Here is a 17935-nt window from a genome sequence, read left to right as displayed (position 1 = left end):
TGGTGGCGTCGCTCAGGAAGCGGCCAGCGTGCGCTTGGCCGCCTCGACCACGCGCTCGGTGCTGGGCATGTACTTCATTTCCAGGCGGAACAGCGGAATGTGCGTGTCGTAGCCGGTAACGCGCTCGACCGGCGCCAACAGCTCGTACAGGCATTCCTCGGCCACGCGCGCGGCGATCTCGGCGCCGAAGCCGGCGGTCTTGGGGGCTTCGTGCACGATCACGCAGCGGCCGGTCTTCTGCACGGATTCGGCGATGGTGTCGAAATCGAGCGGGGTCAGCGTGGCCACGTCGATCACTTCGGCGCTGATGCCTTCGGCGGCCAGTTCGTCGGCGGCTTCGAGAGCCTCCTTCACCTGCGCGCCCCAGGTCACGATGGTGACGTCGGTGCCGTCGCGCAGCACGAAGCACACGTCCAGCGGCAGCGCCTCGCCGTCGTCCGGCACTTCTTCCTTGTACTGGCGGTAGATGCGCTTGGGCTCGAAGAACATCACCGGATCCGGATCGCGGATCGCCGCCAGCAGCAGGCCGTAGGCGCGCGCCGGCGAGGAGGGCATCACCACGCGCAGGCCGGGGATGTTGGTGAACAGGTGCTCGTTCGCTTCGGAGTGGTGCTCCGGCGCGCGGATGCCGCCGCCCCACGGGGCGCGCCACACGGCCGGCACGGTGATGCGGCCGCGGGTGCGGTTGCGCAGGCGCGCGGCGTGGCAGGCGATCTGCTCCATCATCGGATAGATGAAGCCTTCGAACTGCGCCTCGGCCACCGGCTTCATGCCCTGCGCGGCCATGCCGACGGTGACGCCGGCGATGGTGGTTTCGTCGAGCGGGGTGTCCAGCACGCGCAGCTCGCCGAACTTCTCCTGCAGGCCCTGGGTGGCGCGGAACACGCCGCCGTTGACGCCCACGTCCTCGCCCAGCACCACGACGCTCGGGTCGTGGGCCATTTCATAGGCGAGCGCCTGGGTGACGGCTTCGATAAGAGTGATCTGTGCCATGGCTTAGTGGGCCTTCTTGTCGAGCGAAATGGCGAGGTCGCGCTGCTTGGCGAGGTCCGCCGGCACTTCGGCAAAGGTGTAGTCGAACATCGCGGTGACGGGCTGGGTCTTGGTCTCGAGGTAGGCGTTGACCTCGTTGTCCATCCACTCGTCGCACTCGGCCTTCCAGGCTTCTTCCTTGGCGTCGTCCCACACGTTCTTGGCCACCAGCCAGGCGCGCAGGCGCTTCATCGGCTCCTTGGCCCAGGCGTCCTTCACTTCCTGCTCGCCGCGGTAGCGGCGGGCGTCGTCGGCGGTGGTGTGGTCCGACAGGCGGTAGGTGACCAGCTCCAGCACGCTGCCGCCCTCGCCGTTGCGGGCGCGGTCGAGCGCGTCTTCCATGGCCTTGCGCACGGCGATGATGTCGTTGCCGTCCACCTGGATCGAGAACAGGCCCGCGGCGATGCCCTTCTGCGCCAGCGTGGGCGCGCCGGACTGGATCTTGCGCGGCACCGAGATGGCCCACTGGTTGTTCACGATCACCGCCACCATCGGCAGGTTCTGCGCGCCGGCGATATTGATGGCGCCGTAGAAGTCGCCCTTGGACGAGCCGCCGTCGCCGATGGTGCACACGGCCACGCGCTTCTCGTTGCGGATCTTGAAGGCCAGCGCGGAACCGGCCGCATGCAGGCACTGCGTGGCGATCGGCACCGACCAGGCGAAGTCGTGGCGCGCCGGTTCCTTCTGGTAGTCGTTGCCGCGCTCGTCGCCGCCCCAGTACATGTACACCTCGCGCGGCTGCACGCCGCGGTACAGCTGCGCGCCGTATTCGCGGTAGCTGGGGGCGAACACGTCTTCGGGCTTCATCGCGCTGCCGATGCCCACGTGCGCGGCCTCGTGGCCCAGGCAGCTGGCATAGGTGCCGAGCTTGCCGGTGCGCTGCAGCGCCACCGACTTGGCGTCGAACACGCGGGTGGACAGCATCAGCTTGTACAGCTCGACCATGTGGTCGAGGTCTTTGGCGAAGGCGGGCAGGTCGTCACGGACCTGGTTGCCCTCGGCATCGAGATACTGCAGGTATTCGATTTCGAACTTGGCGGCGATGGACACGACTCGCTCCGGGAGTGAGTAAAGACGAAAACGGGGTGAGGGAGTTGCGGACCGGCGGCGACCCATCCAGTGGGGTCAAGCGCGCCTGTAGGGCCCTGACAAGACGGCAATTGAAGCAGGGCGGCATGTTGCGCCGCAAGGCACGGTGCAACATCCAGGGCGGGTAGGGGGCTTGCGTTAAACCCAGGTAACATGCTGGTTTTCCCCGTGATCGGAACGTCATGACCGACAATCGGCGCGACCTGGAAGCCGGCATCGAGACCGACCTGCAGGGCCGGCTCACCTACGGCGGCTACCTGCGGCTGGACGCGCTGCTGTCGGCGCAGCAGCCCCTGAGCCAGCCGCCGCATCACGACGAGATGCTCTTCATCGTGCAGCACCAGGTGGCGGAGCTGTGGATGAAGCTGATCATTCACGAGTTGAAGTCGGCCATCGATCATCTGCACAGGGATGACATCGATCCGTGCCTGAAGATCCTGGCCCGGGTCAAACAGGTGCAGCGCCAGCTGTACGAACAGTGGGGCGTGCTGGAGACGCTCACCCCGTCGGAATACCTGGAATTCCGCGACATCCTGGGTTCTTCCTCGGGTTTCCAGTCGCTGCAGTACCGGCAGATCGAATTCCTGCTCGGCAACAAGAACGCGCAGATGCTGGCGGTGTTCGCCTACGATCCGGCCGCGCAGGCCGCGCTGCGCGAGGTGCTGGAAGCGCCCAGCCTGTACGACGAATTCCTGGCCTATCTCGCGCGCCGCGGCCATGCCGTGCCGGCCGAGCTGCTGGCGCGCGACCGCACCCAGCCGCACCAGCGCAACGACGGCCTGCTGCCGGTGTTCAAGCGCATCTACGAAAACCGCGCGGAATTCTGGCCCGAGTACCACATGTGCGAGCAGCTGGTGGACGTGGAAGGGCAATTCCAGCAGTGGCGTTTCCGCCATATGAAGACGGTGGAGCGGATCATCGGCCACCGGCGCGGCACCGGCGGTTCGTCGGGCGTGGCTTTCCTCAAAAAAGCGCTGGAACTGGAGTTTTTCCCCGAATTGCTGGACGTGCGGACGGTGCTGGGCACCTGAGCCGAGGCGGCGTGGTCTGAAAAAGCGGCAAAGCCGCTTTTTTTGCGATCCGCACTTTCGGATCATGGCTTGTCCGGCTTTCCGCAAGATGCTGCGCCGCATTTGACGGCGCGGCGCCGGGCCGGTTACATGTCGCGGGTTTTGAATTTCCGATCTGTACGCGATGTGCGGATCAGTACATTTTTTCCAGCTCGACATGCCTGCACAACAGGGGATCGCATGACCGATACCACGACCACGGCGCCGACGGTGCCCGACTACCCCCAGACCATGGGTCACCCGCGTCCGCTGTGGATGCTGTTCATGACCGAGTTCTGGGAGCGCTTCGCCTTCTACGGCATGCGCTGGGCGCTCACGCTGTACATCGTGGCGGAGTTCTTCGGCGGCAGCCCCACCGGCCAGGCCTTCGCCAGCCGCACCTACGGCGCCTACCTGGCGCTGGTCTATGCGGCGGCGGTGTTCGGCGGCTACGTGGCGGACAAGGTCATCGGCTACCAGCGCTCGATCCTGGTCGGCGCGGTGGTGATGTCGGCCGGCCTGTTCATGATCATGCTGCCCAACCAGGACATCTTCCTGCTGGGCCTGTCCACGGTCATCGTCGGCAACGGCCTGTTCAAGCCGAACATCTCCTCGATGGTGGGCCAGCTCTACGGTGTGGGCGACCCGCGCCGCGACCGCGGCTTCACCCTGTTCTACATGGGCATCAACGCCGGCGCGCTGGCCTCGCCGCTGCTCACCGGCTGGCTGGCCAGCTATTTCACCGACACCCCGATGCAGCAGAACTACAAGCTGGTGTTCCTGGCGTCGGGCATCGGCATGCTGTTCAGCCTGTTCTGGTTCTGGTTCGGCCGCCGCCAGCTCAAGGGCGTGGGCCGTCCGCTGCCGGAGCAGGCCAGCCGCATGCGCGTGGTCTACGTGCTGATCGGCTGCCTGGTGGCGGTGCCGCTCGTCTACCTGGTGATGGCCAAGGCCGGCGCCGTGGTGCTGCAGTGGCTGCTCAGCTTCCTGTTCGTGGGCCTGTGTGTGCTGCTGATGATCGACGGCGTGCGCGAGGGCAAGGTGCAGCGCGACCGCGTGATCGCGATGCTGGTGATCTTCGTGTTCAACGTGCTGTTCTGGATGTTCTACGAACAGGCCGGCAGCTCGTTCAACTTCCTGGCCGAGAACATCGTCGACCGCAAGATGTTCGGCGGCTGGGAGTTCCCGGTGGGCTGGTTCCAGTCCGTCGCGCCGCTGGCCCTGGTGCTGCTGGCGCCGCTGATGTCGATGCTGTGGGGCTGGCTGGACAATCGCAAGCTCGAGCCTTCCATCCCGCGCAAGTTCGGCTTCGGCCTGCTCGGCAATGCGGTGGCCTTCGTGGCGCTGATGTACGCGCTGTCCAGCCTGGTGGACGACAAGGGCCTGATCCCGTTCTGGCCGCTGGTGGTGGTCTACGTGCTGCAGACCGTGGGCGAGCTGTGCCTGTCGCCGATCGGCCTGTCGATGGTGACCAAGCTGGCGCCCGGCCGCCTGGTCGGCCTGGCCATGGGCGGCTGGTTCCTGTCCACCGGCATCGGCAACAACCTGTCGGGCATCTTCGCCGGCCACGTCAGCGGCAAGACCGGCATGACGGTGGCGTCGGCACTCAGCGGCTTTACCTTCAGCTTCTGGCTGCTGGGCATCGCGGCGGTGATCCTGCTGGCGGTGGCGCCGCTGATCAACCGGCTGATGCACGGGGTGAAGTAAGCCCCGGCCGCGGCCTTCGCAATGCTAAAGAGGCGGCCCCGGGGGCCGCCTCTTTTTTTTATGCCGCGGTCGCCTCGGCGCCGCTTTCCCGCTGCCCGCTGCGCGGGGGCACCGGCGGGCCCAGCAGCTTGTCCAGGATGCGCGACAGCCAGGCCTGTTCGTCCGCGTCCAGCTTGGCCAGCAGCTCGCGCTCGCGTGCCCGCGCCATCGGCGCCACCACGTCGTGCACCTCCCAGCCGGCCTCGCTCAGGGCCAGCACCGAGCGGCGCTTGTCGCCCTCGTGCGTGCCGCGGTTGACCCGGCCGGCTTCGACCAGCCGGGCCAGGGCGCGGCTGACCGCCACCTTGTCCATGGCCGTGCGCTCAGCCACTTCGCGGGCGGAAAGCCCTTCGAAGCGCGCCAGCACGGCCATCACGCGCCACTCGGTGACGCTCAGGTCGAAGCGCGTCTGGTAGTCGTCGGCGATGCCCTGGCTGACCGTGTTGGACAGGATCGACAGGCGGTAGGGCAGGAAGCGTTCGAGCTCCAGCGGGGCGTGATCCGAGGGATGGGCGTGTTGTTGATCGGCGGGCACTGCTGCACCACTCCTTGCAAATGGTTTCACATGTAACTATAACGCTCAGGTCATACCGGCGGTCGCATCCTTTCAGTGATGTCGCGACCGGCGGAGCGAACCACCATCGCCCCCAGGCATTCCGACCCAGGAGATTCACCATGAGCGCGCAGCCCAATCTTGGCATGCAGGTGACCACTTTCGAGAACCCGATGGGCATCGACGGCTTCGAATTCGTCGAATTCGCCGCCCCGGCCGGCCGCGGCGCCGAGCTGCACGACCTGTTCAGCCGCATGGGCTTCACCGCGGTGCTCAAGCACAAGAGCCGCCCGATCACGGTGTACCGCCAGGGCGGCGTGAATTTCCTGATCAACGAAGACCCCGATTCCTTCGCCGCCGCCTTCGCCGCCCAGCACGGCCCCTGTGCCGCAGGTTTCGCCATCCGCTTCAAGCAGCCGTCCGCCGAGGTCTACGCCAAGGTGCTGGCCAACGGCGGCGAGGCGGTGGGCGAGAAGGAATCGAGCAAGGCGGTGAACGCCCCGGTGGTGAAGGGCATCGGCGACTGCATGCTGTACCTGATCGACCGCTACGGCGACCAGGGCGGCATCTACGACGGCGACTACGCGCCGATCCCGGGCGTGGAGCAGAACCCCGCCGGCTTCGGCCTCACCTTCATCGACCACCTCACGCACAACCTCTACTTCGGCAACATGCAGAAGTGGTCCGACTACTACGAGCGCCTGTTCAACTTCCGCGAGATCCGCTACTTCGACATCAAGGGCGCCAAGACCGGCCTGGTGTCCAAGGCGATGACGGCGCCGGACGGCATCGTGCGCATCCCGCTCAACGAATCGAGCGATCCGAAGTCGCAGATCAACGAATACCTCGATGCGTACCACGGCGAAGGCATCCAGCACATCGCCTGCTTCACCGACAACATCTACGACACCGTCGAAGCCATGCGCGCCAAGGGCGTGGCCTTCCTCGACACGCCGGACACCTACTTCGACGTGATCGACCTGCGCATCCCCAACCACGGCGAAGACGTGCCGCGCCTGGCCAAGAACAAGATCCTGATCGACGCCGACCCGGAGACCAAGCAGCGCAAGCTGCTGCAGATCTTCACCCAGAACAACATCGGCCCGATCTTCTTCGAGATCATCCAGCGCAAGGGCAACGAGGGCTTCGGCGAAGGCAACTTCCAGGCCCTGTTCGAATCGATCGAGCGCGATCAGATGCGCCGCGGCGTGCTCTGAGCTTGAGCCCCTCTCCCACCGGCGACCCGAAGGTAGTCCCTGTGGGAGAGAGGGGTTGGGGTGAGGGTACGGGCGGAGCGCAAGAGTGATGTTCACCACTCCGGCCGAACCCTCATCCGGCTGCCGCCACCTTCTCCCGGAGGGAGAAGGGTTCCTAATTTGAAGTTGAGGGAAGGGTGGATGCCTGGCTGAAGTTGCACACTGTCGGCTATGCAGGGATTCAAGAAACCGCCACTGCCGACACGGACTCACAAGCACTCGCGTGATCTGCGTCAGACTTCCACGGACGCGGAAAGGAAGCTCTGGTATCGGTTGCGTGCCGGTCGACTGAACGGTTACAAGTTCCGCCGCCAGCATCCGATTCCACCTTATGTTGTGGATTTCTACTGCGAGGCGGCGCGTCTGGTCATCGAGCTCGATGGCTCGCAGCACAATCAGGCGGTCGATCAAATACGTGCGGCATATATGGAAGTACGAGGTCTGAAAACCTTGCGCTTCTGGGATAACGAAGCTTTGCAGCAAACGGACGCGATCCTGGAGACTATCCTGCGTGCCGTGAGTGACCGGATCTCCACCCTTTAAGCAAACCACTGGTGCGATCGATGGAAACGAAGGGCTACCAATCCGGCTTCGGCAACGAGTTCGCCACCGAAGCCGTCGCTGGCGTGCTGCCGCATGGGCAGAACTCGCCGCAGCGCGTGGCGCATGGGCTGTATGCCGAGCAGCTGTCCGGCAGCGCGTTCACCGCGCCGCGGCACAGCAACCGGCGCAGCTGGCTGTATCGGATCCGGCCGGCGTCGATGCACCGGCCGTTCGAGCCGCTGGTGCACGAGCGTTTCCATAACCGCTTCGACGAAGCCCCGGCCACGCCCAACCAGCTGCGCTGGGATCCATGGCCGATGCCGGCGCAGGCCACCGACTTCGTCGACGGCCTGGTCACCCTGGCCGGCAACGGCGGCGCGGGCGAACAGGCCGGCTGCGGCATACATATATATGCGGCGAACCGCTCCATGCAGGGCCGCTTCTTCTACGACGCCGACGGCGAGCTGCTGCTGGTGCCCCAGCAGGGGCGCCTGCGCCTGTGCACCGAGCTGGGCGTGCTGGAAGTGGCGCCGCTGGAGATCGCGGTGATTCCGCGCGGCGTGCGCTTCCGCGTGGAGTTGCCGGACGGCGAGGCGCGCGGCTACGTATGCGAGAACTTCGGCGCGCTGCTGCGCCTGCCGGACCTCGGCCCCATCGGCGCCAACTCGATGGCTCTGCCGCGCGACTTCCTCACGCCGCATGCCTCGTACGAAGACGTCGAAGGCGATTTCGAGCTGATCGCGAAATTCCAGGGTTCGCTGTGGTCCGCGAAGATCGACCACTCGCCGCTCGACGTGGTGGCCTGGCACGGCAACTACGCGCCCTACAAGTACGACCTCACCACCTACAACACGGTGGGTTCGATCAGCGTCGACCATCCGGACCCGTCGATCTTCACCGTGCTGACCGCGCCCAGCGACACGCCCGGCACGGCCAACGTCGACTTCGTGATCTTCCCGCCGCGCTGGCTGGTGGCCGAGCACACCTTCCGCCCACCGTACTTCCACCGCAACGTGGCGAGCGAATTCATGGGCCTGATCCAGGGCGCCTACGACGCCAAGGCCGGCGGCTTCGTGCCGGGCGGCGCCAGCCTGCACAACTGCATGAGCGGCCACGGCCCGGATGCGGCGAGCTTCGAGAAGGCCTCGGCCGCGGACGTGAGCAAGCCCGATCACCTCACCGGCACCATGGCTTTCATGTTCGAGACGCGCAAGGTGATCCGGCCGACCCGGCAGGCGCTGGAAGCGCCGCAGCTGCAAGGCAACTACTACGAGTGCTGGCAGGGCATCCGCAAGCACTTCAAGCCCGGCTGAGCCGCGAGCATTGACCCCACGCGCGCGCAGGCGCGCATGGGCAGCCACCCCCACATCGATTAATGTTGAACGCTGCCGCTGAAGGCGCAGCGATCGGAGCGAAGCTATGAAACTGGGCAGTCTCAAGGAAGGCGGGCGCGACGGCACCCTGATCGTGGTAAGCCGCGATCTGTCGCGCGCGGTCAAGGCCAGCGGCATCGCCGCGACCTTGCAGGCGGCGATGGACGACTGGTCGAACCTCGCGCCGCGCCTGAACGCGCTGTACGCCGAACTGCAGGCCGGCACCGCGGCGGGCGCGTTCGCGCTCGACGTCGCCGCGCTGGCCGCGCCGCTGCCGCGCGCCTATGAATTCGTCGACGGCAGCGCCTACCTGCCGCACGTCGAGCGCGTGCGCCGCGCGCGCGGCGCCGAGGTGCCGGAGTCGTTCTACGTCGACCCGCTGATGTACCAGGCCACCAGCGCGGGCTTCCTGGCGCCGCGCGATCCGGTGCTCGTGCCCAGCGAGGACTACGGCATCGACCTCGAAGCTGAAGTCGTGGTGATCACGGACGACGTACCGATGGCCGCGACGCCCGCGCAGGCCGCGCAGCACATCCAGCTGATCGGCCTGGTCAACGACGTCTCGCTGCGCGGCCTGATTCCGAACGAACTGGCCAAGGGCTTCGGCTTCCTGCAGTCCAAGCCGCGCTCGGCGCTGTCGCCGGTGTTCGTCACGCCCGACGAACTCGGCGACGCATGGCATGGCGACAAGCTGCATCTGCCGATGCGCACCTGGATCAACGGCGCCTGGTTCGGCGAAGCCGAATGCGGCGTCGACATGCAGTTCGATTTCGCACAGCTCGTGGCGCACGCGGCGAAGACGCGTCCGCTCACCGCCGGCACCATCGTCGGTTCCGGCACCATCGCCAACGAAGACACCGGCAAGGGCGCTTCGTGTCTCGCCGAGCAGCGCACGGTCGAAACATTGCGCGACGGCAAGCCGAGCACGCCGTTCCTGAAGTACGGCGATGTGATCCGCATCGACGTGACGGATCGCGACAACGTGTCGATCTTCGGTGCGATCGAGCAACTTATTGCGTCGCCATCGCACTGATACGGCGTCGCTCGTTCGACACGAGCTGGACACGGAACCTTCACACAAGAGCCTGCAATGCAGGCTCTTTTCATGTGCGCTGCATGTTCAGGAAATGTAGAGGCATATAGCTCGTCCCCTAACGTGGGCTGTACGAGTGCGCGCGATCGCGACGCGATTCTCGCCATCGCGTCGGAACATTCTCTACTATCGACCTGGTTTTCGTCCGGCAGAAGTGGTTTGACGAAACAGGGGGATGTCGGTTTCAGGTTCGCGTATTGCGCGGCCTCCACATCTTTTTGCAGAGTCAGGCAACGCTGTGTTCCAACGTATCCTGCTTGTGTGTGTGGGCAACATTTGCCGTAGCCCCACCGCCGAATACCTGCTGAGGGATCGCCTGTGCGATGCCTCGCTTGAGATATCGAGCGCCGGTCTGGGCGCGCTCGAAGACCATCCCATGGACGCCACGGCGGCTACGCTTCTTGCGGAGCATGGCATCGATGCGAGCGCGCATCGCGGACGCCAGCTGCAGCCGTCGATGCTGCACGAGGTGGACCTCGTGCTGGTGATGGAGAAAAGCCACGCCGCCCGCATTGCGCGCCTCGCACCCGAGGCCAGCGGGAAAGTGCTCTTGCTCGGCAAGTGGCTAGGTGAAAAGGAGATTCCAGACCCGTACGGGCAGTCGCGCCCGGCCTTCGAGCATGTCTACGGACTGATCGACCAGGCCATCGCGCGCTGGCAGCCGTATCTGACCCCCTCCTTCTCCAGAGCGGCCTCCTCATGACCGATCCCCGCCCCGTTACTCAGCAGCGCAATGACGAAGAACTCGACCTTGGTGCGATTCTCGGCACCCTGGTCGACAACAAGTGGCTGATCTTCGCCATCACCGGCCTGTTCCTCGCCTGCAGCCTCGCCTATGCCTTGCTCGCCACGCCGATCTACCAGGCCGACGCGATGGTGCAGGTGGAGCAGAAAGTGCCCGAGCTGCCCGGCATCAGCGCGCTGAGCCAGACGCTGGGCGCGTCCAACTCGCAGGCCAACACCGAAATCGCGCTGATCACCTCGCGCGCAGTGATCGGCAAGGCGGTGGACGATCTCAAACTCGACATCAATGTGTCGGCGCGCCACTTCCCGCTGATCGGCACCGGCATCGCGCGGCGCTTCGCTTCCGCCAATCCCGGTGAGCTGGCCAGTCCGCTGCTTGGTTTCAACCGTTACGACTGGGGCGGCTCGAAGCTGGAGCTGCAGCGCATCGAAGTGCCGGACGACCTGCTCGGCAAGACCATGACGCTGATCGCCGGCGAGAACGGCGCGTATACCTTGTTCAGTCCCGATGGCGACGAATTGCTGCAGGGCGCGCCCGGCCAGATCGCCACCGGCCATGGCGTGACCTTCCAGGTCGGCGTGCTCAAGGCCAATCCCGGCACGCGCTTCGACGTGCGGCGCGAACGCGCGCTCACCACCATCAACCAGCTGCAGACGGCCATCCAGGCCGCCGAGAAGGGCAAGGACTCCGGCATCATCGGCCTCTCGTACCAGAACGCCAACGCCAGGCTCGCGGTGTCGCTGCTCGACCGCGTCAGCGAGTGGTACGTGCGCCAGAACGTGGAATGGAACGCGGCCGAAGCGGCCAACAGCCTGAAATTCGTGCAGGAACAACTGCCCAAGGTGCGGCAGGACCTGGACCGCGCACAGGCCGCGCTCAATGCGTTCCAGATCCAGGCCAAGTCGGTCGACATCACCATGCAGACCAAGGCCCTGCTGGACCAGAGCGTGGCGGTCGAGGCCAATATCCAGCAGCTGCGCATGCAGCAGGCCGACATCCAGCGGCGCTTCACGCCGGCGCATCCGGCCTACAAGGCGCTGATGCAGCAGATCGGCCAGCTGGAAGCGCAGAAAAGCGACATGGACAAGCAGGTCGGCGTGCTGCCCGACACGCAGCAGGAACTGCTCAAGCTCACCCGCGACGTCGAAGTCAGCAACCAGACCTACACCGGCCTGCTCAATCAGGCGCAGCAGCTGGACATCGCTCGCGCCGGCAAGGTCGGCAACGTGCATATCGTCGACAACGCCCAGGTGGACGTCACCAGCCCGGTGAAGCCGAAGAAGGTGCTGGTGGTGTTCGGCGGCACGTTTGTCGGCGCCTTCCTCGCCTTCGGCCTGGTGTTCGTGCGCCAGATGCTGAACCGCGGCGTGGAAGAGCCGGCGGTGATCGAGCAGCTCGGCCTGCCGGTGTATGCCTCGGTGCCGGTCAGCCCGACCGAGCACGAGATCGGCCTGTCCGACCACGCGCGCGGCGACGGCAGGCATCATCTGCTGGCGATCAGCTCTCCAGCGGATCTGGCCACCGAAGCCTTGCGCAGCCTGCGCACCAGCCTGCATTTCGCCCGGATGGAAGCGAAGAACAATGTGCTGATGATCTCCGGCTCCAGTCCGGAGGCCGGCAAGACCTTCGTCTCGGCCAACCTCGCCGCAGTGATGGCGCAGGCGGGACAGCGCGTGCTGGTGATCGACGGCGACATGCGCAAGGGCACGCTGCACAAGGTGATGGGCGGGCGGCCGAACAACGGCCTGTCCGAACTGATTTCCGGCCAGATCGACATGGACACCGCGATCCGTCCGCTGGCCTCGCTGGAAAACCTGCACTACATCGCGCGCGGCAAGGTGCCGCCGAACCCGTCGGAGCTGCTGATGAACCAGCGCTTCGCCGAGTTGATGGAACAGCTGATGCCGCGCTACGACCTGGTGCTGATCGATACGCCGCCGATCCTGGCGGTCACCGACGCCTCGATCATCGGCCACATGGCCGGCACCTGCCTGCTGGTGGTGCGCTTCGGCCTCAATCAGGCGCGCGAAATCGCCCTGGCCCGCCAGCGTTTCGCGCAGAACGGCGTGGAGATCAAGGGTGCCATCTTCAACGCGGTCGAGCGCCGCAGCAGCGGCTACTACTCGTACGGCTACTACGAATACAAGAACGGCACGTAAGCAGCGGAAGCGCGAGTGAAGCCGTGACGGCTCCACTCGCGCATGAATGGCGGTGTTGCGCGCGAGCGGATTTGCGATGCGCGTCGTGAATTTGGCCGTCACGCTTCATAAGCCTGTCAAGAGCGCAGGCGAACATCTGGACGTTTGGACGGCTAAACGTTGATGCGTTTCGCTGTATATGAAATGCGTCGCGAACGAGTCGTCGTGCTTCAGGTGTGAGTAAAGAAGCGCTTGCCACAGTACGTGGCTCTTGTGTCCGCAGCCGAGCCGAAAGGCTCTCCCCTTCACGGTCCATCGACACAGGCTAAGACGCCGGACCGCCACTATCTGGAAGATCGGATGCAGCAAGTGATCAATGCCAAGATTGCCGTCATCGGCCTGGGCTACGTCGGCCTCCCCTTGGCCGTGGAGTTCGGCAAGAAGTACGACACGGTGGGTTTCGATATCCGCACCGCGCGGGTGGAAGAACTGCGTGCAGGAAAAGATTCGACGCTGGAAGTGGACGCCGAGGAACTGCAGACCGCCACGCGGCTGCGCTATAGCGATGCGCTGGAAGACCTGCGCGATCGCAACGTCTATATCGTGACGGTGCCCACGCCGATCGACGCCGCCAAGCGTCCGGACCTGGGGCCACTGGTGAAGGCCAGCCAGATGCTGGCGACGGTGCTCAAGCGCGGCGACGTGGTGGTGTACGAGTCCACGGTCTACCCAGGCTGCACCGAAGAAGTCTGCGTGCCGCTGCTGGAGGCCGGTTCGGGCCTGAAGTTCAACCAGGACTTCTTCGCCGGCTACAGCCCGGAGCGAATCAATCCGGGCGATAAGCAGCATCGCGTGACGACGATCCTCAAGGTCACCTCCGGCTCCACGCCGGAAGCGGCCAGCTACGTTGACGCGCTGTACTCCAGCATCATCACGGCAGGCACGCACAAGGCCAGCAGCATCAAGGTGGCCGAGGCGGCGAAGGTGATCGAGAACACCCAGCGCGACCTCAACATCGCGCTGGTGAACGATCTGGCGATGCTGTTCAACAAGCTGGGCATCGACACGCTCGAAGTGCTGGAAGCGGCGGGAACGAAGTGGAATTTCCTGCCGTTCCGTCCCGGCCTGGTCGGTGGCCACTGCATCAGCGTCGATCCGTACTACCTGACGCACAAGGCGCAGGAGGTCGGCCATCACCCCGACGTGATTCTCGCGGGCCGCCGCACCAACGACGGCATGGGTCCTTACGTGGCCGGCGAGGTGGTGCGCCTGATGGTGCGCAAGGGCATCAACCCGGTGCGCGCCAAGGTGCTGGTGCTGGGCCTGGCCTTCAAGGAGAACTGCCCGGACCTGCGCAACACCCGCGTGATCGACATCGTGCAGGCGCTGCGCGACTACAACGCCGAGGTGGATGTCCACGATCCCTGGGTGGACGCGGACGAATGCCAGCACGAATACGGCCTGGCGACGATCGGCGATCCCTCGCGCGGCTCGTACGACGCCGTGATCGTGGCGGTGGGCCATCGCGAATTCGCCTCGCAGGGCGCCAAGGGCATCCGCAGCTATGGCAAGTCCGAGTCGGTGGTCTACGACGTGAAGTACGTACTGCCGCGCGAGGCGGTAGACGGGAGGTTGTGATGAAAGTCCTGGTGACCGGCACGGCGGGTTTTATCGGTTCGCACGTCGCACGCAAGCTGCTGGCGCGCGGCGACGAGGTGATCGGCCTGGACAACCTCAACGACTACTACGACGTGGGGTTGAAGAAGGCGCGCCTGGCACGCGTGCAGGCTTTCCCGGGCTATACGCATGTACAGGCCGATCTGGCCGACCGCCATGCGATGGAGAAGCTGTTCGCCGCCCATCGCCCGCAGCGCGTGGTGAATCTGGCGGCCCAGGCCGGCGTGCGCTATGCCGCGACTAACCCGCATGTCTACGTGAGCAGCAACGTCACCGGCTTCCTGCACGTGCTGGAAGGCTGCCGCCACCACGGCGTGGAACATCTGGTGTTCGCCTCGACCAGCTCGGTCTACGGCGCCAACCGCGACCTGCCGTTCTCCGAGCACCGCCCGGCCGAGCATCCGCTGACGCTCTACGCCGCCACCAAGAAAGCCAACGAGCAGATGGCGCACAGCTACGCGCATCTGTACGGGCTGCCGGCCACGGGCCTGCGCTTCTTCACTGTGTACGGTCCCTGGGGCCGGCCGGACATGGCGCTGTTCCTGTTCACCAAGGCCATCCTCGCCGGCGAACCGATCCGCGTGTTCAACGAAGGCCGGCACAAGCGCAGCTTCACCTACATCGACGACATCGTCGAAGGCGTGGTGCGCGCGCTGGACACCGTGCCCGGCAAGGACCAGGCATGGGACGCCATGCGCCCGGACCCCGCCACCAGCGGCGTCGCGCCCTACCGCCTCTACAACATCGGCAACGAACAGCCGGTGGAACTGCTGCGCTACATCGAGGTGCTGGAGCAGTGCCTCGGGCGCAAAGCCACGATGGAGCTGCTGCCGCTGCAGGCCGGCGACGTGCCCGAGACCGAGGCGGACGTATCGAGCCTGGTCGAGGCCGTGGGCTATCGGCCGAAGGTGTCGGTGGAGCAGGGCATCGCGGCCTTTGTGGACTGGTATCGAACCTATTACCCCGCCGCGGCTCCCCGCGCGGCCGTCGCAGGAGTCGCTTCATGAAGAACTTTGCTTTGATCGGCGCCGCCGGCTATATCGCCCCGCGCCACATGCAGGCCATCCGCGACACCGGCAACAAGCTGGTGGCCGCCTATGACCCGAACGATTCGGTCGGCGTGATCGACAGCTACTTCCCCGAGGCCGACTTCTTCACCGAATTCGAGCGCTTCGACCGCCATATCGACAAGATGCGCCGGGCTACCCACCCGCAGCGCGCCGACTATGTGGCGATCTGCTCGCCCAACTATCTGCACGACTCGCATATGCGCTTCGCCATGCGCTCCGGCGCCGACGCCATCTGCGAGAAGCCGCTGGTGCTCAATCCGTGGAATATCGACGGCCTGCGCGAGATCGAGCAGGACACCGGCCGCAAGATCAACACCATCCTGCAGCTGCGCCTGCACCCGGCCATCATGTCGCTGCGCGAGAAGGTGCGCGCCTCCAAGCGTGCGGCCAAGCACGAGGTGGATCTGGCCTATGTGACGTCGCGCGGCCACTGGTACCTGCAGTCGTGGAAGGGCGACGCCAAGAAGTCCGGCGGGATCGCCACCAATATCGGCGTGCATTTCTTCGACATGCTGCATTTCATCTTCGGCGAACTGCAGCAGAACGTGGTGCACCAGCTGTCCGACACCAAGGCCGGCGGCTATCTGGAATACGAGCATGGCCGCGTGCGCTGGTTCCTCTCGGTGGACGTGGAAGACGTGCCCGCCGCGCAGCGCCTGGCCGGCCAGCGCACCTACCGTTCCATCACGGTGGACGGCGAGGAGATCGAGTTCTCCGGCGGCTTCACCGACCTGCATACGCGCAGCTACCAGGAGATCCTGGCCGGCCGCGGCTTCGGGCTGGAGGAAAACCGCTGCGCCATCACCACGGTGTCGGATATCCGCCACGCGGCGCCGGTCGGCCTGCGCGGCGAATACCACCCCTTCCTCACACGCAATGCCGGCTGAGGCGCTTATGGCCTATTACCAACATCCCAGCGCGATCGTCGACGACGGCGCCCAGATCGGCGACGACTCGCGCGTATGGCATTTCGTCCACGTCTGCGGCGGCGCGCACATCGGCAAGGGCGTGTCGCTGGGGCAGAACGTGTTCGTCGGCAACCGCGTGGTGATCGGCGACCGCTGCAAGGTGCAGAACAACGTGTCGGTGTACGACAACGTCACGCTGGAAGAAGGCGTGTTCTGTGGCCCCAGCATGGTGTTCACCAACGTCTACAACCCGCGCTCGCTGATCGAGCGCAAGGACGAATACCGCGACACCCTGGTCAAGCGCGGCGCCACCCTGGGCGCCAACTGCACCATCGTCTGCGGCGTCACCGTAGGCGAGTACGCATTTGTCGGCGCAGGCGCGGTGGTGACCCAGGACGTGCCGGCCTATGCGCTGATGGTCGGCGTGCCGGCGCGCCAGATCGGCTGGATGAGCGAATACGGCGAGCAGCTCGACCTGCCGCTCAGTGGCTCCGGCGAAGCGTTGTGCCCGCATACCGGCAAGCGCTACGTGCTGCGCGAAGGCCGGGTCGGGCGCGAGGAGGTCACCGCGTGATCGACTTCATCGACCTCAAGGCACAGCAGGCGCGCATCAAGGCGCAGATCGACGAGGGCATCCAGCGCGTGCTCGCGCACGGGCAGTTCATCCTCGGGCCCGAGGTGGCGGAGCTGGAAGAAAAGCTTGCCGCCTATGTGGGCGCGAAGCACTGCATCAGCTGCGCCAACGGCACCGACGCGCTGCAGATCGCGCTGATGGCGCTGGGCGTGGGTCCCGGCGACGAAGTGATCATGCCGGGCTTCACCTTTATCGCCACGGCCGAAACGGCGGCGATCCTGCACGCGAAGCCGGTGTACGTGGATATCGATCCACGTACCTATCTGATGGATCCGGCGCTGCTGGAGGCGGCCATCACGCCGCGCACCCGCGCCATCATGCCGGTATCGATCTACGGCCAATGCGTGGACGCCGATGCGATCAATGCGATCGCCGCGCGCCATGGGCTGCCGGTGATCGAGGACGCCGCGCAGAGCTTCGGCGCCACCTACAAGGGCCGCCGCTCCTGCAATCTCAGCACCATCGCCTGCACCAGCTTCTTCCCGAGCAAGCCGCTGGGCTGCTATGGCGATGGCGGCGCGATGTTCACCAACGACGACGCACTGGCCACCGCCATGCGCCAGATCGCGCGGCACGGCCAGGACCGCCGCTACCACCACGCGCGGGTCGGCATGAACAGCCGCCTGGATACGCTGCAGGCGGCGATCCTGCTGCCCAAGCTGGCGATCCTGGACGAGGAAATCCGCCAGCGCCAGCAGGTGGCGGCGGCGTATGCGCGGCATCTGGGCGAGGCCGGCGTGGCGCCGCCGTTCGTCGAAGCGCACAACCTCAGCGTGTATGCGCAGTACACCATCCGCGTGGACGAGCGCGAAGCGCTGCAGGCGCGGCTGAAGGAAGCCGGCGTGCCGACGGTGGTGCATTACCCGGTGCCGCTGAACCGGCAGCCGGCGGTGGCGGACGCAAACGCGCAGCTGCCGGTCGGCGACCAGGCCGCACGCGAAGTGCTCAGCCTGCCCATGCATCCGTACCTGTCCGATGCGCAGATCGCGACGATCGTCGAGGGTCTCGCCGCGGTGCCGGCGAGGTAGG

The 17935-nt window shown here is 65.7% G+C and carries 16 protein-coding genes; 13 read left to right on the top strand and 3 right to left on the bottom strand.

The window, feature by feature from the left end:
* Positions 1-12: 12 nt before the first annotated feature.
* Positions 13-993 (bottom strand): alpha-ketoacid dehydrogenase subunit beta, encoded by a 981-nt coding sequence (locus tag KK141_RS02265; RefSeq protein ID WP_167257127.1) that lies wholly within the window; start codon positions 991-993, stop codon positions 13-15.
* Positions 994-996: 3 nt separating this feature from the next.
* Positions 997-2082 carry a pyruvate dehydrogenase (acetyl-transferring) E1 component subunit alpha gene (gene pdhA, locus KK141_RS02260; protein ID WP_214570759.1) on the bottom strand — a complete coding sequence of 362 codons (1086 nt, stop codon included), beginning with the start codon at positions 2080-2082 and terminating at the stop codon, positions 997-999.
* Positions 2083-2303: 221 nt separating this feature from the next.
* Here pdhA and KK141_RS02255 point away from each other — a divergent pair, with 221 nt between their 5' ends.
* Entirely contained in the window at positions 2304-3152 is an 849-nt protein-coding gene (locus KK141_RS02255; RefSeq protein ID WP_214570758.1) for a tryptophan 2,3-dioxygenase family protein, read from the top strand.
* A 219-nt stretch (positions 3153-3371) separates the two neighbouring features.
* Positions 3372-4877 carry an oligopeptide:H+ symporter gene (locus tag KK141_RS02250; RefSeq protein ID WP_214570757.1) on the top strand — a complete coding sequence of 502 codons (1506 nt, stop codon included), beginning with the start codon at positions 3372-3374 and terminating at the stop codon, positions 4875-4877.
* A gap of 58 nt (positions 4878-4935) precedes the next feature.
* Here KK141_RS02250 and KK141_RS02245 read toward each other — a convergent pair whose 3' ends face one another.
* A complete protein-coding gene (locus KK141_RS02245; RefSeq protein WP_345777569.1) occupies positions 4936-5451 on the bottom strand; it encodes a MarR family winged helix-turn-helix transcriptional regulator in 516 nt (171 codons plus the stop codon).
* A gap of 140 nt (positions 5452-5591) precedes the next feature.
* Between KK141_RS02245 and hppD the strand changes: the two genes are divergently transcribed.
* The 11 genes from hppD to KK141_RS02190 all read left to right on the top strand — a co-directional run bounded on the left by hppD (position 5592) and on the right by KK141_RS02190 (position 17934).
* On the top strand, positions 5592-6686 hold the full coding sequence (hppD, locus tag KK141_RS02240) for a 4-hydroxyphenylpyruvate dioxygenase (RefSeq protein ID WP_214570755.1): 1095 nt from the start codon (positions 5592-5594) through the stop codon (positions 6684-6686).
* Positions 6687-6896: 210 nt separating this feature from the next.
* Positions 6897-7268, top strand: a complete 372-nt coding sequence (locus KK141_RS02235) for a DUF559 domain-containing protein (RefSeq protein WP_214570754.1) — start codon at positions 6897-6899, stop codon at positions 7266-7268.
* 20 nt (positions 7269-7288) lie between these two features.
* Complete coding sequence (gene hmgA / locus KK141_RS02230; RefSeq protein WP_214570753.1) at positions 7289-8581, top strand: homogentisate 1,2-dioxygenase; 1293 nt, start codon at positions 7289-7291, stop codon at positions 8579-8581.
* Between the two features lie 106 nt (positions 8582-8687).
* The gene (locus tag KK141_RS02225; protein ID WP_214570752.1) at positions 8688-9674 is read left to right on the top strand and encodes a fumarylacetoacetate hydrolase family protein; all 987 of its coding nucleotides are present in this window, start codon (positions 8688-8690) and stop codon (positions 9672-9674) included.
* Between the two features lie 298 nt (positions 9675-9972).
* Positions 9973-10437, top strand: a complete 465-nt coding sequence (locus KK141_RS02220; RefSeq protein ID WP_345777568.1) for a low molecular weight protein-tyrosine-phosphatase — start codon at positions 9973-9975, stop codon at positions 10435-10437.
* Positions 10434-12638, top strand: a complete 2205-nt coding sequence (locus KK141_RS02215; protein ID WP_214570750.1) for a polysaccharide biosynthesis tyrosine autokinase — start codon at positions 10434-10436, stop codon at positions 12636-12638. The genes KK141_RS02220 and KK141_RS02215 overlap by 4 nt, the downstream gene beginning before the upstream one ends.
* A gap of 339 nt (positions 12639-12977) precedes the next feature.
* Positions 12978-14255 carry a Vi polysaccharide biosynthesis UDP-N-acetylglucosamine C-6 dehydrogenase TviB gene (gene tviB, locus KK141_RS02210; protein WP_214570749.1) on the top strand — a complete coding sequence of 426 codons (1278 nt, stop codon included), beginning with the start codon at positions 12978-12980 and terminating at the stop codon, positions 14253-14255.
* Positions 14255-15301, top strand: coding sequence for an NAD-dependent epimerase (locus KK141_RS02205; RefSeq protein WP_214570748.1), 1047 nt, complete (start codon positions 14255-14257; stop codon positions 15299-15301). Before tviB ends, KK141_RS02205 begins: the two co-directional genes overlap by 1 nt.
* Complete coding sequence (locus tag KK141_RS02200) at positions 15298-16251, top strand: Gfo/Idh/MocA family oxidoreductase (RefSeq protein WP_214570747.1); 954 nt, start codon at positions 15298-15300, stop codon at positions 16249-16251. Before KK141_RS02205 ends, KK141_RS02200 begins: the two co-directional genes overlap by 4 nt.
* 7 nt (positions 16252-16258) lie before the next feature.
* The gene (wbpD, locus tag KK141_RS02195; RefSeq protein ID WP_214570746.1) at positions 16259-16846 is read left to right on the top strand and encodes an acyltransferase; all 588 of its coding nucleotides are present in this window, start codon (positions 16259-16261) and stop codon (positions 16844-16846) included.
* Positions 16843-17934: a DegT/DnrJ/EryC1/StrS family aminotransferase gene (locus tag KK141_RS02190; RefSeq protein ID WP_214570745.1), complete on the top strand. Its 1092-nt coding sequence runs from the start codon at positions 16843-16845 to the stop codon at positions 17932-17934. Before wbpD ends, KK141_RS02190 begins: the two co-directional genes overlap by 4 nt.
* Position 17935: the final 1 nt, after the last annotated feature.

The sequence above is a fragment of the Dyella sp. LX-66 genome (genome assembly GCF_018599165.1).
GTDB classification, from domain to species: Bacteria; Pseudomonadota; Gammaproteobacteria; order Xanthomonadales; family Rhodanobacteraceae; genus Dyella_D; species Dyella_D marensis.
The sequence above is the reverse complement of the archived record's forward strand: the minus strand, read 5'-3'. Positions and strand labels throughout refer to the sequence as shown.

Bases quoted from the DNA above. Each gene is read 5' to 3' on its own strand.
- KK141_RS02265 (WP_167257127.1), bottom strand. From the start codon at position 993: ATGGCACAGATCACTCTTATCGAAGCCGTCACCCAGGCGCTCGCCTAT.
- KK141_RS02255 (WP_214570758.1), top strand. From the start codon at position 2,304: ATGACCGACAATCGGCGCGACCTGGAAGCCGGCATCGAGACCGACCTG.
- KK141_RS02250 (WP_214570757.1), top strand. From the start codon at position 3,372: ATGACCGATACCACGACCACGGCGCCGACGGTGCCCGACTACCCCCAG.
- hppD (WP_214570755.1), top strand. From the start codon at position 5,592: ATGAGCGCGCAGCCCAATCTTGGCATGCAGGTGACCACTTTCGAGAAC.
- KK141_RS02235 (WP_214570754.1), top strand. From the start codon at position 6,897: ATGCAGGGATTCAAGAAACCGCCACTGCCGACACGGACTCACAAGCAC.
- hmgA (WP_214570753.1), top strand. From the start codon at position 7,289: ATGGAAACGAAGGGCTACCAATCCGGCTTCGGCAACGAGTTCGCCACC.
- KK141_RS02225 (WP_214570752.1), top strand. From the start codon at position 8,688: ATGAAACTGGGCAGTCTCAAGGAAGGCGGGCGCGACGGCACCCTGATC.
- KK141_RS02215 (WP_214570750.1), top strand. From the start codon at position 10,434: ATGACCGATCCCCGCCCCGTTACTCAGCAGCGCAATGACGAAGAACTC.
- tviB (WP_214570749.1), top strand. From the start codon at position 12,978: ATGCAGCAAGTGATCAATGCCAAGATTGCCGTCATCGGCCTGGGCTAC.
- KK141_RS02205 (WP_214570748.1), top strand. From the start codon at position 14,255: ATGAAAGTCCTGGTGACCGGCACGGCGGGTTTTATCGGTTCGCACGTC.
- KK141_RS02200 (WP_214570747.1), top strand. From the start codon at position 15,298: ATGAAGAACTTTGCTTTGATCGGCGCCGCCGGCTATATCGCCCCGCGC.
- wbpD (WP_214570746.1), top strand. From the start codon at position 16,259: ATGGCCTATTACCAACATCCCAGCGCGATCGTCGACGACGGCGCCCAG.